10 protein-coding genes are annotated in these 15,643 nt (G+C 68.0%); 5 read left to right on the top strand and 5 right to left on the bottom strand.

Translation table 11 applies throughout. The annotated features are described in order from the left end of the window. On the top strand, positions 1-930 hold a 930-nt coding region (locus AAGA11_20545; GenBank protein MEM9605263.1), incomplete at its 5' end, for a PQQ-dependent sugar dehydrogenase. 7 nt (positions 931-937) lie between these two features. Here the strand turns inward: AAGA11_20545 and AAGA11_20540 are convergent. The 3 genes from AAGA11_20540 to AAGA11_20530 are packed head-to-tail and all read right to left on the bottom strand — an operon-like array spanning position 938 to position 3,695. After that, entirely contained in the window at positions 938-2,356 is a 1,419-nt protein-coding gene (locus tag AAGA11_20540) for an amidase family protein (GenBank protein ID MEM9605262.1), read from the bottom strand. Then, positions 2,353-2,805 (bottom strand): peptide-methionine (R)-S-oxide reductase MsrB, encoded by a 453-nt coding sequence (msrB, locus tag AAGA11_20535; protein MEM9605261.1) that lies wholly within the window; start codon positions 2,803-2,805, stop codon positions 2,353-2,355. The genes AAGA11_20540 and msrB overlap by 4 nt, the downstream gene beginning before the upstream one ends. Continuing rightward, positions 2,760-3,695: a DMT family transporter gene (locus AAGA11_20530; GenBank protein ID MEM9605260.1), complete on the bottom strand. Its 936-nt coding sequence runs from the start codon at positions 3,693-3,695 to the stop codon at positions 2,760-2,762. The genes msrB and AAGA11_20530 overlap by 46 nt, the downstream gene beginning before the upstream one ends. A gap of 158 nt (positions 3,696-3,853) precedes the next feature. Between AAGA11_20530 and AAGA11_20525 the strand changes: the two genes are divergently transcribed. The 4 genes from AAGA11_20525 to recD all read left to right on the top strand — a co-directional run bounded on the left by AAGA11_20525 (position 3,854) and on the right by recD (position 13,457). Next, entirely contained in the window at positions 3,854-4,741 is an 888-nt protein-coding gene (locus AAGA11_20525) for a DMT family transporter (GenBank protein MEM9605259.1), read from the top strand. A 76-nt stretch (positions 4,742-4,817) separates the two neighbouring features. Then, complete coding sequence (recC, locus tag AAGA11_20520) at positions 4,818-8,096, top strand: exodeoxyribonuclease V subunit gamma (protein ID MEM9605258.1); 3,279 nt, start codon at positions 4,818-4,820, stop codon at positions 8,094-8,096. Further along, complete coding sequence (recB, locus tag AAGA11_20515) at positions 8,093-11,647, top strand: exodeoxyribonuclease V subunit beta (protein ID MEM9605257.1); 3,555 nt, start codon at positions 8,093-8,095, stop codon at positions 11,645-11,647. The genes recC and recB overlap by 4 nt, the downstream gene beginning before the upstream one ends. Next, complete coding sequence (gene recD, locus AAGA11_20510) at positions 11,640-13,457, top strand: exodeoxyribonuclease V subunit alpha (protein MEM9605256.1); 1,818 nt, start codon at positions 11,640-11,642, stop codon at positions 13,455-13,457. The genes recB and recD overlap by 8 nt, the downstream gene beginning before the upstream one ends. 87 nt (positions 13,458-13,544) lie before the next feature. On the opposite strand, the gene AAGA11_20505 is transcribed toward recD, so the two are convergent. Continuing rightward, complete coding sequence (locus AAGA11_20505; protein MEM9605255.1) at positions 13,545-13,994, bottom strand: prepilin-type N-terminal cleavage/methylation domain-containing protein; 450 nt, start codon at positions 13,992-13,994, stop codon at positions 13,545-13,547. A 273-nt stretch (positions 13,995-14,267) separates the two neighbouring features. Next, positions 14,268-14,714 (bottom strand): prepilin-type N-terminal cleavage/methylation domain-containing protein, encoded by a 447-nt coding sequence (locus tag AAGA11_20500; protein ID MEM9605254.1) that lies wholly within the window; start codon positions 14,712-14,714, stop codon positions 14,268-14,270. Between the last annotated feature and the right edge of the window lie 929 nt (positions 14,715-15,643).

Below are 15,643 nucleotides of genomic sequence, written 5' to 3'. Positions count from 1 at the left end.
CTCATCCGCATCGCCGACGGCGGCCGCGGTGCACGCACGGAACTCGGCGGGGTGCCCGAGGTGGCCTCGAAGGGGCAGGGTGGCTTGCTCGACCTCGCGCTGCACCCGGACTACGCCACCAACGGCTGGCTCTACTTCAGCTACGCCAGACCCCAACGCGGTGGCAGCCAGACGGCGGTCGCACGTGCGCGTCTGACCGACAGTGCGCTGGTCGATGTCGAGACCGTGTTCGCGCCCGCTCAAGCGAGCCGTGGTGGGCGGCACTACGGCAGCCGGCTGGCGTTCGATCGAGACGGTTACCTGTACATCACGGTCGGTGACCGGGGCGACCGCGACCGCAACCCGCAGGACCTCGGTCGCGTGGCCGGCAAGGTGCACCGGGTGCACGACGACGGCCGCGTACCGGCGGACAACCCCTTCGTCGACCGGTCGGGCGCGGTCGCGTCGGTCTGGTCGTGGGGGCACCGCAACCCTCAAGGCATGGTGCGCCTGCCGGACAGCGACGCGCTGATCCTGCACGAACACGGCCCGCGGGGCGGTGACGAGCTGAACCGGGTCGAGCGCGCTGCCAACTACGGCTGGCCGCTTGCGACCTTCGGTATCAACTACTACGGCACGGAAATCACACCGCACACGGCACTCGATGGCACGGTGTCGCCGCTGATGCACTGGACGCCGAGCATCGCACCCTCCGGCCTTGCCGTGGTGCAGGACCCGGCGCTGCCCGAGCTCGCCGGCGAGCTGCTGGTCGGGTCGTTGAAATTCGCCGAAATTCACCGCGTCCGGCTGACTGCAGCGGGGGACGGCGTGGCGGAACACGCCGTCCTGCTCGAGACGCCCGGCCGGGTTCGCAACCTCTACACCGGGGTCGACGGCACGCTGTTCGTCGCTGTGACCGGATCGGGCCTGTACAAACTCGTGCGCGACTGAGTCGCCGTCAGGCGGCGAAGGCCTCACGCGGGTCGATCGGCGTGCGCGCGCTGCCGAGACTGGCCTCGAGGGCGGCAGTGACGGCAATCAGGTCGAGCTCACCGCACGGCTTGCCCACCACCTGAATCGCCACCGGCTCACCGTGGTCGGTGGTGCCGGCCGGCAAGGTCATCACCGGCAACGCGGCCGTGGTGACGTGGCACGCGATGCGCAGCCACTCGAAATAGCCCGAGATCGGCACACCGCTGTTGGCGCCGGCGTAGCGCTCGGTGTGGTGCAGGCTGGCACGCTGGGCGGCAGGGCAGATCAGGCAATCCACGTCGGCCATGAACGCGGCGCTGCGTGCCATGGTCACCCCTTGCGCTTGCATTGCACGGCCCACGTCCTGGCGCGTCAAGGCGAGGCCCTGCTCGATGTTCCACACGGCCTCCGGTTTGATCGTGTCGCGGATGTCGTCCAACACCGCACCGAGGCCCGTGGCGAGGCCGAAGGCGCGCAGCGTGTCGAACGCGAAATCGGCACCGGAAAAGTCCGGACAGTCTTCGACCACGGTAACGCCGGCGCGCGCGAGGGTGTCGGCCACGGCGTGCACGACCGCCTGCACGCTGTCGTCGACATCGAGCCCGCCGAGTGTCGGGCTGACGGCGACCCGGGTGGGCATGCGCGGCTGCTGCACCGCGCGGAAGAAGGCGTGCGGCTCAAAGGCCTTGCTGGTCGGGTTGCTCGGGTCCAGGCCGGTCATGGCGTCGGCGAGGAGCGCCAGGTCCGACACGGTGCGCGCCATCGGGCCCTGCTGACCGAGCACCATCAGCGGCAGGTTCTGCGTGTCGCTGTTGAACACACCCGGGCTCGGCCTGAGGCTCGTGACCGCGCAGAAACTCGCGGGGGTGCGGAGCGAGCCGGCCATGTCCGAACCGTGAGCCAACCACGCACTGCCGCAGGCGAGCGCGGCGGCGGCGCCGCCGGACGAGCCGGCGGACGAAAACGCGGTGTTGTAGGGGGTGCGTGTGGTCTCGAACACGTCGTTGAAGCTGTTGGCGCCGAGGCCGAACTCCGGCGTGTTGCTCTTGGCGTAGACCACGCCGCCCGCCGATTCGAGGTTCGTGACCAGAAAGTCGCTCTGGTTGGGCACGTGGTTCTCGAACACCCGGCTGCCGAGTGTGGTGCGCACGCCCGCCACCGCGGTCAGGTCTTTGATCGGCACCGGCAGGCCGGCGAGATCACCGCGCGCGTCCTGCGGCTGTTGCATGAGGCGGTCGGCGTGCTCGCGCGCCCGATCGAAACACAGCGTCGGCAGCGCGTGGACCGCGGGTTCGGTTGCCGCTACGCGGGCTTCCAGGGCGTCGAGGCAGTCGTGGGGTGTGATCTCACCCGACTTCAGCAGGCCGATGACGTCGACTGCGTCACGTTCGATCAGCTCGCTCATGCGCCGTCCTCGTCCGGTTCGAATCGCAGAGCGACCCCGTTGTTGCAGTAGCGCAGCCCGGTCGGGTTCGGCCCGTCCTTGAACACGTGGCCCTGGTGGCCGCCGCAGCGGGCGCAGTGGTATTCGGTGCGCGGCAGCAGCAGCTTGAAGTCGGTCTTGGTTTCAACCGCGCCGGGGACCACGTCGAAAAAGCTCGGCCACCCGGTGCCGCTGTCGAATTTCATCGCGTCGTCGAACAACACCGCCCCACAGCCGGCGCACGTGAACCGGCCGCGTCGGTACTCGGCGTTGAGTGCGCTGCTGCCCGGCGCCTCGGTACCTTCCTTGCGCAAGACCTGGTATTGCTCCGACGTCAGGCGCTCGCGCCATTCCGCGTCGGTCAGCGCCACGAACTGGGGTTCTGTCATGTCGGATTCCGTTGTCGGTTTTCGCGGTAGGCCACATAACAACCGCAGGCGACGATCAGGGCGCCGCCGAGCAGGGTGTGGGGCATGGGCCAGTCGTGGAACACTAGCAGACCCAGCGAGGCGGACCAGACCAGGTGGCTGTATTCGAACGGGGCCAGTGCGCTGACCGCGGCGACGCGGTAAGCCTCGGTAATGCTGAGCAATCCCCCGGTAAAAAACAAGGCGGTGGTCGCCAGCGTGACGGTGAGCTCGACGTCGAGCGGCTGCCACGCCGCGCGGATGTTGGCGGCAATGCCCGACGACGGCGCGACAGCGGTGTCCTGGCTGAACAGCAGGCCCGCCAGCAGGGTCAGGGCGAGGTAGGGCAGCGCGGTGTACAGCGCCATGGTCAACGCGCGCTCGTCGCCACTGGTGCGGCGCGTGATGATCGGAATCAGGGCGTAGCACAGCGCCGAGAACAACGGCACGGCGGACTCGACGCGAAACAGGCTCGCGCCCGGGTTGATCACGATCAGCACGCCGACGAAGCCCGCGACCACGGCGATCAGCCGGTGGCGGCCGATCCGTTCACCGAGCAGCGGCACTGACAGTGCCGTGACGAACAGCGGCGCCGACATGTAGACCGCGGACGCGTCGGCCAACGGGATGAACGCAAGCGCGAGGTAGTAGCTCGAGAACGCGAGGAAGGCGAGCACGCCCCGCAGCAGCAGCGGCGCGAGGCGTTTCGGGCGCCAGGCGCGGGGTTGCACCAGCGAAATCACCGTCATCAGCAACACTGTCACCATTGCCGTGCGGACGGCGAGCAACTGCAACACCGGCAGCTGCTCGCTCGCCTGCTTGATCAGCACGTCCTGGCAGGCAAACAGCAACATCGCGACGACGATGTACAGCGCGCCGCGTGTCGGGTTGTGCACCGCAGTGGAGACGGCCATGGCAGTGGGCGTGGCGACGGGGACCGGCAGCTTACCTGAGTCTCTGTCCGAGCGATGGCGCCCGTGGCTGGTCCGAGCAGCGCGCTGCGGCTGGCGCTCGGTGGCGCTGGCCACGGTCGGTACACTGGCCCGACTGAATCGCGGGCAGGGGCAGGCAAGTGACGACGACGGGTGCGCGGCACCGGCTGCTGGGCTGCGGGTGCGCGCTGCTGGCGGCCGTGTTGATCAGTGTCTCGAACGTCTGGTCGGGCCAGTACTACCGCGACGGCGGCAACGGCGAGTCGCTGCTGCTGCTGCGCTACCTGGCCTTCGTGCCACTGGTGCTCGCGGTGATGCGGCTGCGCGGGACGCGGCTCGGCCTGCCGCGGGCCGACCGCGCGGTGGTCTGGACGACTGGCGCCTGCTACGCGGTGGGCGGCGGTGCTCTGGTTTTGGCCTTCGGCCGCTTGCCGGTTAGCCTGGTGGTGCTGGTGCTCTACACCTTCCCGTTCGTGACGCTGGTGGTCGAGTGCGTGCTCGCCCGACAGTGGCCCGGGTGGCGTCTGTGCGCGTTGATGGCGCTCGCTTTCGTCGGTCTGGTGTTGGCACTCGGCGGCGACCTGGCCGTGCACGACCCGCTCGGTTTGGTGTTTGCTGTGCTCGCGGCGCTCGGTGTCGGGCTGTCCTTCGCCTTGACCGGTCGCTACCTGACCCACCTCGACAGCGCCTTGCTGGCCTGCCACATGGCGGTGGTGGCACTGCTGCTGGCGACGGTTCTGGTGGTGCTCACCGGGCGTTTTGCCTTGCCCGCGAGTGGGGCTGCGGTGGCCACCCTGGTCACCGTCGTTGCGGCCTTCAGCGTGGCCTACGTGGCGATGTTCGCCGCCGTGCAGCGCGCCGGCGCGAGCGTGGCGGCGACACTCATGAACCTCGAGCCGGTGGTGACCCTGTGGCTGGCCGCCTGGGTGCTGTCGGAGACCCTGTCCAGCGGGCAGTGGCTGGGCGCCGCGCTCGTGGTCGTGGCGGTGGTGGCCTACCCGGTGTGGGGTTTGCGACGCGCCGTGTGAGCACGCCGGTGCGCGCGGAGCAGACGGCGCTGGGCTGCGTGCTACGCTAGCCGCGTACCGCGCCACGCTCTGCAGCATGCTCCACGTTTACCACAGCAACCGCCTCGAAGCGCTGCTCGCGCTGCTGTGCAGCTTGCGCGACGCCGCGCCGGTCGCCGACCCGATTCAGGCCGAGACCGTGCTGGTGGCGAACCCCGGCATCGGTCGGTGGTTGAACCTGCAGATTGCCGAGCGCGAAGGCATCGCCGCCAACATTGACTATCACCTGCCTGCGACGTTTGTCTGGCAGGTCTACCGCGATTGCCTCGACACCGTGCCCGAGCACTCGGCCTTCGAAAAAGGGCCGCTGCGGTTGCGTGTGCTCGGGCTCCTGCAGCACGTCAAGGACGACCCGGATCCGGTGTGGCAACCGGTGCGGCGCTACCTGCAGACCGACGACACCGGCTCGTCGGATGCGCGGCTCGCGCAGTTGGCCGGTCGCGTCGCCGACGTGTTCGACCAGTACCTCGTCTACCGGCCGCAGATGCTGTTGGATTGGGAGCAGGGCTACGACCACGGGGGAGGCGGTGCGACGCCAATCGGCCGGGAGGCAGCCTGGCAGCCGGCCCTTTGGCGCGCGTTGCGCGAGGGCGCGGACGAGCCACACCGAGCCACGCTGTGGCAGCGGTTCTGCACAGCCGCGGACCGGGGCCGGATCGCCGCCGAACGGGTGCCGCCGCGCTTGCACCTGTTCAATGTCGGCCTGCTGCCGCCGAGCACACTGGACGTGTTGGTGCGCCTTGCACGGGTTGACGCGGGGGAGGCGAGCGAGCGTGTTTCGCTGTATTTCCTCAACCCGGCTGTCGACTATTGGGCGGATCTGGTGGACATGCGCCGGCGCGCACGCGAGCGACTCTCATTGCGGGCCGAGTCCGAGCCCCTCGCCGACGACACGCTCGGCAACCCCTTGCTGGCCTCGCTCGGCAGGACCGGGCAGACGCTGTTGCGCCTGCTCGGCGAACGCAGCGAGTGGGTAAACGACGAGCACTTCTTTCTGCCGCCGGCGGACAAGGGCCTGCTGGCGGCGCTGCAACGGGACCTGCTGCACCCCTTCGACGCACACGAGCCGGGCGCGCCGTGCGTGGGGGCAGACCCGAGTATCCAGTTTCATGGCCACTACAGTGTGCTCCGTGAAGTGCAAGCCCTGCACGATCAACTGCTTCAGCGCTTCAATGCCGACGCCAGTCTGGAACCGGCCGAGGTGTTGGTGATGGTGCCCGACATCAACGGCTACGCCCCGGTGATCGAAGCGGTGTTCGGCAGCGTCGGAGGCGTGGGTGATGCACATGCGCGTCACATTCCGTGGTCGATCGCCGATCGCTCACTCACCGGCACGGCTCCGGTCATTGCGCTGGTGTCGCGGCTGTTCGAACTGCCACACAGCGACTTCGAAGCCTCTGACGTCCTCGCGATCGCGAGCGAGCGTGCTGTTGCCCGGCGTTTCGGTTTCGACGACAACGGACTGGCCACCGTCCAACAGTGGTTGCACGACAGCGGTATCCGGCGGAGCCTGGCGGGTGAGCACGACACGGTGTTTGGCGCGCGAGACGCCGCGCTCAATTCCTGGGATTTCGGTTTGCGTCGTCTGCTGCTCGGCCGTGCCGTGCCGGATGAGACTGCGGTCCTGGGTGAATGCGAACCGTGGCCCCATGTCGACGGTGAGCATGCCGTGCTGCTGTCGCAGCTTCTGGAGTTGCTCGATACGCTGCGCCGCGCAGGCCGGGAGCTGTCGCGTGCTCGCACGGTGCCGTCCTGGGTCGACGCGATCAACGAGCTGATCGATCGGATGCTGCTACCCGACGAAGACGAAGCCGATGCACTCGCGCAACTGCGCGAGTTGCTGGCCACGCTCGACGCTGACGCCACGCGCATCACCGAGCACACCGTGTTGAGCCACGACAGCATGCGCGAGCTGTTGCGCGACACCCTCGCGTCGGCCACACGCAAGCACCACCGCTACCTCACCGGTCGGGTGACTTTCAGCTCGATGGTGCCGTTGCGGTCGGTGCCGTTCCGCATGGTGTGCCTGCTCGGCATGAACGACGGCGAGTTTCCGCGCCAGCGCCCGCAACTGGGTTTCGACCTGATTGCGCGCCACCCGGCAGCGGGTGATCGCTCGGTGCGCGACGACGACAAGTACCTGTTTCTCGAGGCGATCCTGTCGGCGCGCGACGAGCTCTACATCTCGTGGTTGCACCGCAGCCCCCAAGACAACACCGCGCGGGAAGCCTCCGTGCTGGTGGGTGAACTGCGCGACCACCTCGCGGCACGCTACCCGGACGAACGCGCGCTTGAGGTCCTGCACCCCTTGCAGCCCTTCTCGCCGGTGCTGTTTGACGCTGGCGGGGCGGCGCGGACCTACGCTGACGAGTGGCACCTCGACAGCGGCAGCGCCGAGCCTGCAGCCAGGCTCGGCTCGGTTGAACGGCCACACGTGCACGACGCAACGCTGGCGTTGGCGGACCTGCAGCGCTTCTGGCGTGACCCCTCGGCGTGGTACTGCCGTGAGGTGCTCGGGTTGTCGTTGCAGCGGGACGCGGAGGCCGTGGCCGACAGCGAGCCCTTCGTGCTCGATGCGCTCGCGCGCTACGGTGTACACCAGACCCTGATTGCTGCGTTGCGGACTGCAGACCCACCGGATGCGCGCAGTCTGTACCGGCGTCTGGTTCGCCAGGGTGTGCTGCCGCACGGGGCGGCGGGCGAACGCAGTTTTGATGCCCTGCACACGGTGGCGTCGGCGGTTGTCGCAGAAGCGCAGTCGCACGCGCGCACCGCGCTGCCGTCGTCGGCGGTCACACTGGCGCTCGACGGTGTGACCCTGGTCGGGCGACTCGAGGACCGTGTCGGTTTCGACAACGGCACGACCGGACGGTTGACGACGCGGGCGTCCTCGCTGAAGGGGCGCGACCTCATCCAGCTGCTGGTTGCCCACCTGGTCGGCACCGCAGACGGTCTGATCACGGGGCCCTCGGTCCACGTCGCCCGTGAACGCTCGGTGACCCTGGCGCCGATGGATCCTGCCGAGGCTGCCGAGCGCTTGCGCGCCGTGCTCGCCGAGTGGCGTGCCGGCCAGTGCGGGGCGCTGCCGTTTTTCGCCGACAGCAGCCCGGTGTTGGCCGGGGTACTGCGCGGTGACCCGCGCACCGTGTGGCTGGGTGGCGGGCACGCCGCGGCGCGCGGCGAGGCCGAGTCCGAGGCGATACACCTGCTGTACCCCGACCCGGGTGCCGTGCTGGCATGGGACGCTGTACAGCAGTGTGCACAACGCGTGTTCGCCGATGTCGACGTGCACGAAGCAGCGTGGTCCCTGTCGTGACGGACGGTCTCGACGCCAGTCGGCTGCCACTCAGTGGCGTGCAGCTGATCGAGGCGAGTGCCGGCACCGGCAAGACTTTCACCCTGGCGAACGTGTACCTGCGGCTTTTGATCGACGGCCGCGATCACCCGCCGTCGACGGTCGAGCAGATTCTCGTGGTCACCTTCACCAACGCGGCAACCGAGGAGCTGCGCGCCCGGATTCGTGACCGGGTGTCCGCGGCGCTGGCCGCGTTGGCTGGTACGGCAACGCCCGACGCGAGCCTGTGCGCGATTCTGGACCCGCACCGTGACGCGCCCGAGACCGTGGCCCGGTTGACGCTGGCGTACCGGAGCATCGACCAGGCCGCCATTTTCACGATCCACGGTTTTTGCGAGCGGGTACTGCGGGAGCACGCCTTCGAGAGCGGGCAGGATTTCGATGCGGAATTGCAAGCCGATGACGCAGCGCTGCTGCGCGCCGCAACCGAGGCCTGGTGGCGGCAGGTCGTCACGCCGATGTCGCGCGACGAGATTGATCGGCTGCCGGAGGGCCTGCGCGACCCGTCCGCGCTGCAGTCACGGCTGCGTCCGGTGATCGGCGACCCGGCCGGCGCGCTGGTGCCGGACGCGACGGACTCTGACGCCACGCTGTGGTCCGACGCGGAGCGTGCCTGGCGCCGCTTCGCCGCCGCCTGGTCGGCTGAACACCCGGCGTGGTTGGACGCGCTGTCGGACGCGGCCGGCGCGCGGCAGATCAAACAGGGCAAGCGGGACTACTGCGCCGCCAACCTGGCGCGCTACGCCGCCGAGGCCGCTGCCGTCGCCGCTGCCGAGGACCTGCCGTCGCAGTTGCCTGGCGGGCTCGAAGCGCTCGGCACCGCCGCGGTCAACGCGGCTGCCAACAAGAACAAGACTGCCCCGACCAGCGCGCTGGGCGACCTCGTCGACGCCGTCGTCGAGTTGCACCGACGCTGGCGGTTTCACGCGTCGGTGTCGCTGCAGCACCGCGCGCACGCTGCCATCGATCTCGACCTGGCCGCACGTAAACGCGCCGCGCGCGTGCGCACGTTTTCCGACCTGCTGGTACACGTGCACAGTGCGCTGCACCAGTCGGGCGGGGACGCCCTGGTCGCACGCCTGCGCGCGCAGTACCCGTTTGCCTTGATCGACGAGTTTCAGGACACCGACCGCATTCAGTACGGCGTTTTCGAGCGTGTCTACCGCGGCATCGATGTCGGTGCACTGTACCTGATCGGCGACCCGAAGCAGGCCATCTACCGCTTCCGCGGTGCCGACATCGACGTCTACTTGCGCGCCCGCGCGCAGACCGATGCGCAACACCGGCTCGACGTGAACTGGCGGTCCTCGGCCCGGCTGGTCAACGCGTTGAACGCCGTGTACGCCGCGAGCCCGGCGCCCTTCGGTGCGGCGGACATTGTCTACCACCCGGTCGCCGCGGCCGGCGCGGCTGACGCCCGTGCGCTTCGGGTGGCGGGGGAGGGTGTTGCACCCTTGCAATTTGATGTGCTTGAGACAGCGGGCGAGAAGCTGCCGCGCATCGACGCGTCGCGCGAGGCGCTTGCCGAGGCCTGCGCGCGCCGCGTCCAGTGGCTGCTGCGCGCTGACAGCGCCACGCTCGGCGAGCGCCCGGTCACCCCGGCGGACATCGCGGTGCTGGTGCGCACGCACGCCGAGGGCGTGCTGGTGGCACGCGCACTCAAGGCGTGCGGCGTCGACAGCGCGATGCAGTCGCGCGACAGTGTCGGACACAGTGCCGAAGCGCTCGACATCATCGCGTTGATGCGCGCGCTGGTCGAACCCGTCCAGACGGGCAGCGTCAGCCGGGTGCTGGTCTCACCCCTGGCGTCCTACGGCGCGGATGAGCTGATCGAAGCGCGTGACGACGCCGGCCGCTGGCAGGCGATCGAAGCACGCGTTGACCAGTGCCGGGCGGTGCTTGCGCAGGCGGGGCCACTCGCAGCCGTGTTGCGTTTCGCCGCGTTGTTCGAGACCACCAAACGGCTGAAGCGTGCGGCAGGCGTGCGCGTGCGTGGCGCGGAGCGCGTGCTCGGCAACTACCTGCACCTCGCCGAGCTGTTGCAAGCGGCCTGGGACGCCGACCCGGACCCCCGTGCGCTGGTCCGGGCCGCGGTCGCGTGGCGTGACGACGAGGGCGATGGCGACAGCCTGCAGTTGCGCCTCGAGAGCGACGAGGCCCTGGTGCAGATCGTCACGCTGCACAAGTCCAAAGGCTTGCAGTACCCGATCGTGCTCTTGCCGTTCGTCTCGGTGGGGCGCGCGTCGCCTCCGGGTCGGACGGACACGGTGGCCTACACCGAGGCGGGGGCCCCGCGCGTCGACCTCGGCAGTCCGGCCATCGGCGAGCGCCGACGTGCGGTCGCCGCCGCGGAGGCCGACGAGGCGATGCGCGTGTTGTACGTGGGCCTGACGCGGGCCGAGCATGGGTGTTGGGTGGCCATGACCCCGAACAAGCACATTCAGGACGCCGCGCTGTGTCGGTTGCTGGGCCTGTCTTTGTCGGCAAAGGAGGCGCCGGCCTTGGCGCACGACCAGATGGTGGCGTGCCTGGACGCCTTGCAGGCCACCTGCCCGGACATCCTGCGCTCCAGCCCGCCCACCGCGGACCGCATCGGGCCGCCGTCGTCGGACCGCAGTGGCACTGCAGGCGCGGCACGCCGCAGCAGCCGGGCCTTGGCACCGAGCTGGCGGGTCGGCAGCTACTCGGCGTTGGCGCGCGGTGCCACGGTTGCGGCAGAGCGACCCGATCACGATGCCGTGGACGCGACCGCCGACCCCGCGCCACCGTCTGCGTTCGACAACCCCTTCGCGTTCCCGCGCGGCGCGGCGGCTGGCACGCTGGTCCATGCCGTGTTCGAGCACATCGAGTTCGATCGGTGCGACGGACCGGACCTTGACGCGACCGTGTTGCAACACCTGCGCGCGCACGCGGTCGACACGCGGTGGGCGCCGGCACTCACACGCCTGGTGAGCGACACCGTGGCCTGCCGCTTGCCCGGGAGCGGGGCAGCGCTGTCGGACATCGGTCGGCACGACCGGCTCGATGAACTCGGCTTCCACTTTCCCGTGGAACGCCTACAGGCCGACGACCTGGTTGCCGTGTTGCGCGACATCGGCGTCCTTGGCACCGAGGATACGCTGCAGTTCGACACCCTCGACGGGTACATGACCGGCTTCATCGACCTCGTGTTCCGGCACGACGGCCGCTGGTACATCGCCGACTACAAGTCCAACCACCTCGGGCACCGGGTCGAGGACTACGGTGAGGCGGCGCTGGCAGCGGCCATGCGTCACCACCGCTACGACCTGCAATACCTGATTTACGCGGTTGCGCTGATCCGCTACCTGCGCAAGCGTCTGGGTGACGTCGACATCGAACGCGACTTCGGTGGGGTCTACTACCTGTTTGTGCGCGGCATGCGACCGACGACCGACGGCACCACGCCGACCGGTGTGTTTCACGCATGCCCGGATGCCGCGGACCTTGAGCGGGTCGACCGCGTCTTGTCGGGTAGGGGCGCCCGTGGCTGACACGCGTGCGGTCCTGGCGGCAGACGAGCGCGTGTCGGCGGTCGACCTCGCGTTTGCGGACTTCCTGCAATCGCAGGCGACGCAGCCCAGTGACGCGCTGTACACCGGCGCCGTGCTCGCCAGCGCAGCCGTGCAGCACGGCGATGTGTGCTGTGCGCTGGCGATCGCCGTCGACCACCACCCGCTCGTTGGTGTGAACGGCCTGGTCGGGTGGCGCGACGCGCTGCTCCAAAGCGGCGTTGTCCAGGCGGCGAGCGAACCCGTCCGCATGCCCTTGGTGCTCGACGCAGCCGACCGGCTCTACCTTGCACGCTATTGGCGTGATGAGACGCGGTTGGCCGAGGCGCTGCGCAGCCGCATGGGTCGGGTCGTCGACCCCGAACCCCCTCCGCGCACACTGCTTGACACGCTGTTCCCACCAAACAGGTCGACCGATGCAGGGCCGGTGGCAGACTGGCAGCGTGTCGCGGCCGTGGTCGCGGCGCGTCAGTCGCTCTCGGTGATCACCGGTGGGCCCGGCACCGGCAAGACCCGCACCGTGGCCCGCCTGCTCGCCGTGCTGGGTGCGCGCCACGGCACACCGCCCGCGGTTGCGCTTGCCGCGCCCACCGGCAAGGCGGCGGCGCGCTTGCTCGAATCACTGCGGACGGAGGCGGCGTCGCTGGATGCGGCGGGCCTTCCCGCCGGTTTGCCGAGCGACGCGTCGACGGTGCATCGGTTGCTCGGCTATCGCCACGGGCGCCGCGGCTTTCGCCACAACGCCGACAACCCGGTGCCGGCGGATGTGGTGCTGGTCGACGAGGCCTCGATGATCGACCTGTCGCTGATGTCGCAGCTGGTCGACGCACTGCACCCCGACACGCGACTGATCCTGATCGGTGACCGCGATCAACTGGCGTCGGTCGAGGCCGGCAACGTGCTCGGCGACATCGTCGGTGACGCGCACCCGACGGCGTACAGCGAGCCACTGCGACGGGCCCTGCAGGCGTCGTGCGCGGGCTTCGACACGCCGGTTGCGTCCCCGCCGTCGACGGACGGCGGTATTGCCGACGCCGTGGTGGCGCTGACGCAAAGCTACCGCTTCGACGCACGCGCGAGCATCGGCGCGTTGGCGCGGTCCGTGAACGCTGGTGACGCGGACGCAGCGGTGGCCGCGCTGGCTGACGGGGCGCAGGCCGAGACGGCGCTCACCACACCGGAGCAAGCAGCTGTTGCCGAGCACGTGGTGTCGCGTACGCTCGCCGAACTGGCCGGCGTGATCGCGGCGCGCAGCCCGACCGAGGCGCTCGATGCGCTGAGCGGCTTTCGTGTGTTGTGCGCCTTGCGCACCGGTGCCCGCGGTGTCGACTCGCTGAACGCGGCCGTCGAGCAGGCCCTCGCGCGGCGCGGTCTGATCGGGTCCGATGCACTCTGGTACCGCGGCCGACCGATTCTCGTGACGCGTAACGCGCCGGGTCTCGGCTTGTACAACGGCGACACCGGCGTGATCTGGCCGGACGAGAACGGGGTGCCGATGGCGTGGTTCGCGGAGGAGGGCGGCGTGCGGGGCGTGGCCCCCGGGCGGTTGCCCGCGCACCAGACCTGTTATGCGATGACCGTGCACAAGTCCCAGGGCTCGGAATTCGGACGGGTCCTGATCGTCCTGCCCGAGCCGCCGCACACGGTGCTGAGTCGAGACCTTGTCTACACCGCGGTGACGCGAGCGCGCCACGCGGTCGAAGTCTACGGCAGCGAGGCAGCCGTGCGCGACGGGTGCCAGACCGACCGCGTGCGGGTGTCAGGGCTCAGGCACGCGCTTTGGGGTACCTGACCGGCAAAAAAAAGCCAGAGCCGGTGGCCGGCTCTGGCTTTGTCGGGTCGCAGCCTGGTTGGCAGGCTGCGGTGCTGGCAGGTTCGCTTAGCACTCACCCTCTGGCAGGTACTGCGCCAGTGCATCCGGGGTCGGATCGTCCGGGTTGCAAAACGACCCACGCAGGATGCCGCCGTTGTCCTCGATGTTCCAACGGATCCACTGTCGTACGCCAAGCGCAGACGCGTGGGGCAACACGTAGACCTGGCCGTCGCCGCGGCGGTTGTCGATGAACGCCTGCTCGACCACGTCGGTGCTGAAGTCGGTGCGGGCGCCCACGCCCAACACATCATTCGATATGGCTGCCCACGCCCAACGGCCGTTCTCGTTGTAGTAGAGCTGCTGTTTCTGCGCGAGCGCGTTCACCAGCGCCACGATCTCCGAGGCGTTGGCCTTGCGCACGTAGTCGCGGTACGAGGGCACGGCGATTGATGCCAGGATGCCGATGATCGCGATGACGATCATGAGTTCAATCAGGGTAAAGCCGCGTTGTTTCATTGCTCCGGTCTCGTCGTGCAAAGTGGATTTGTCTGCTTGGACAATCGGTACTGGCTACCGCACCAGGTAGCAGCTCCAAGCCCGTGCTCACCACCTTCAGCCTTGTTGTATGCTTCGGCTGAGGCAGAGCCATCTTTAGAAGCGAACTTGGTTTTTTGCGGGATACTCTGATTCGCTGTGGCTCGAGAGTTCTGGCACTGAATGGCAGTGTTTTTTCAGTCGAAAAAAAAAACGACACCGTTAAGGTGCCGTTTTTCTTAGGCGCTGCCCGTTTTAGCATCCGCCCTCGGGCGTATACTCTTGGAGGGTCACGTGGGTTGGGTATTGTGCGTCACACCACGTGCCATTGATGATCCCGTTCTCGTCATTGAGGTAGTAACGGATCCACTGACGACTGCCGAATGCGGTCGCTCGAGGTAGAACGGCCAACTGAGCACGTTGTGCCACGCGGCCGAACCAGGTTTGCTCGATGACGTCGCTGGCGAAGCTTGTGCGCGTTATCCCTTCAATGTTGCGCCAGTCACCCTCGGTGGGCCAATTGCCGTTTTCGTTGTAATAAACTTGCAGTTTTGTCGCTTGCGCCTCGATGATCGCGATCACCTCGGCCATGTTGGCCTTGCGCACGTAGTCACGGTAGGACGGCACCGCGATGGACGCCAGGATGCCGATGATCGCAATCACGATCATCAGCTCGATCAGAGTAAAGCCGCGTTGTTTCATTGCTCGTGTTCCGGGAGATGGGTTTCACAATCGGTGCTCGGTTCATCGGTACTGGCTACCGCACCAGGCAGTCGCTCCGAGCGAGCACAAACCACCCTCAGCCTTGCTGAAGGAATCGGCGAAACGACGTCAGTCTTGAGTGTCAACAGTTGACGTTGTGGCGGGAGCCAGGTGCGATTGTGTGCAGAATCGCGTGTCGTGTAATCGCAGAACGGGACACCATGGCGGCGAATATCGTCGGGTTTGCTTGCTGCGCGGCAAAAAAAGGCGCCGCGACCCTGCCTGGGCCCGGCGCCGTCACGGGTGTGACCCCGCATTGAGTCCTTTCAGAAAGGGTGGAGAGAGCCCTTGTCCTTGCCCCTGCCGCGCAACGACCGTGCCGTGCTGGAGGGCACATGGGTTACAGACTGGTTTGCAATGTGGTGCGTTCCTGGTTGTGTTGCAGGGGCGGCGTGGTAAACGAAGCGTCGACGATCCCGCCACGGAGGGCCCCGACTGTGGTCGTCCAACGTGGCGTGGCAGAGGAATTGGACCTGGCCGCTCGCACCAGACGTTGGTGTCATCGGGCCACCTCATGATTATTCAACATAAAATACTGATTGCGAATTTTGGCAAGTGGGTCGACGTGCGCGCGCAGGGTGGTGGGTGAGCGGCAGCGAGGCGGGGGGAAGGCTCGGAAACCGAAGGCTCGGTTTCCTCGGCCCTCTGGGCCCGGCGTGCCGCCATACCCGGTTGCGTTGCAAACGGGTCGAAAGATGGCAGCGCGCCCCGAACGGGGGACTCATCCGCCCGCTTTCACTGGTTCAAACAGAAAGCTAAAGCAAGAGCAATCTTGTCCTCCAATCTCATTGGGATCAAATTCTCATCTATCTCCAGTTAAAGTCCAAGAAGTAGATGGAAAAAAAGATTCACAGCAGCTAGAACTGGAT

It is taken from the genome of Pseudomonadota bacterium (genome assembly GCA_039196715.1).
Classification (GTDB): domain Bacteria; phylum Pseudomonadota; class Gammaproteobacteria; order CALCKW01; family CALCKW01; genus CALCKW01.
The sequence above is the reverse complement of the archived record's forward strand: the minus strand, read 5'-3'. Positions and strand labels throughout refer to the sequence as shown.

Excerpts from the sequence above, each read along its gene's own strand:
- recC (MEM9605258.1), top strand. The coding sequence starts at position 4,818 with ATGCTCCACGTTTACCACAGCAACCGCCTCGAAGCGCTGCTCGCGCTG.
- AAGA11_20500 (MEM9605254.1), bottom strand. The coding sequence starts at position 14,714 with ATGAAACAACGCGGCTTTACTCTGATCGAGCTGATGATCGTGATTGCG.
- AAGA11_20540 (MEM9605262.1), bottom strand. The coding sequence starts at position 2,356 with ATGAGCGAGCTGATCGAACGTGACGCAGTCGACGTCATCGGCCTGCTG.
- AAGA11_20505 (MEM9605255.1), bottom strand. The coding sequence starts at position 13,994 with ATGAAACAACGCGGCTTTACCCTGATTGAACTCATGATCGTCATCGCG.
- AAGA11_20530 (MEM9605260.1), bottom strand. The coding sequence starts at position 3,695 with ATGGCCGTCTCCACTGCGGTGCACAACCCGACACGCGGCGCGCTGTAC.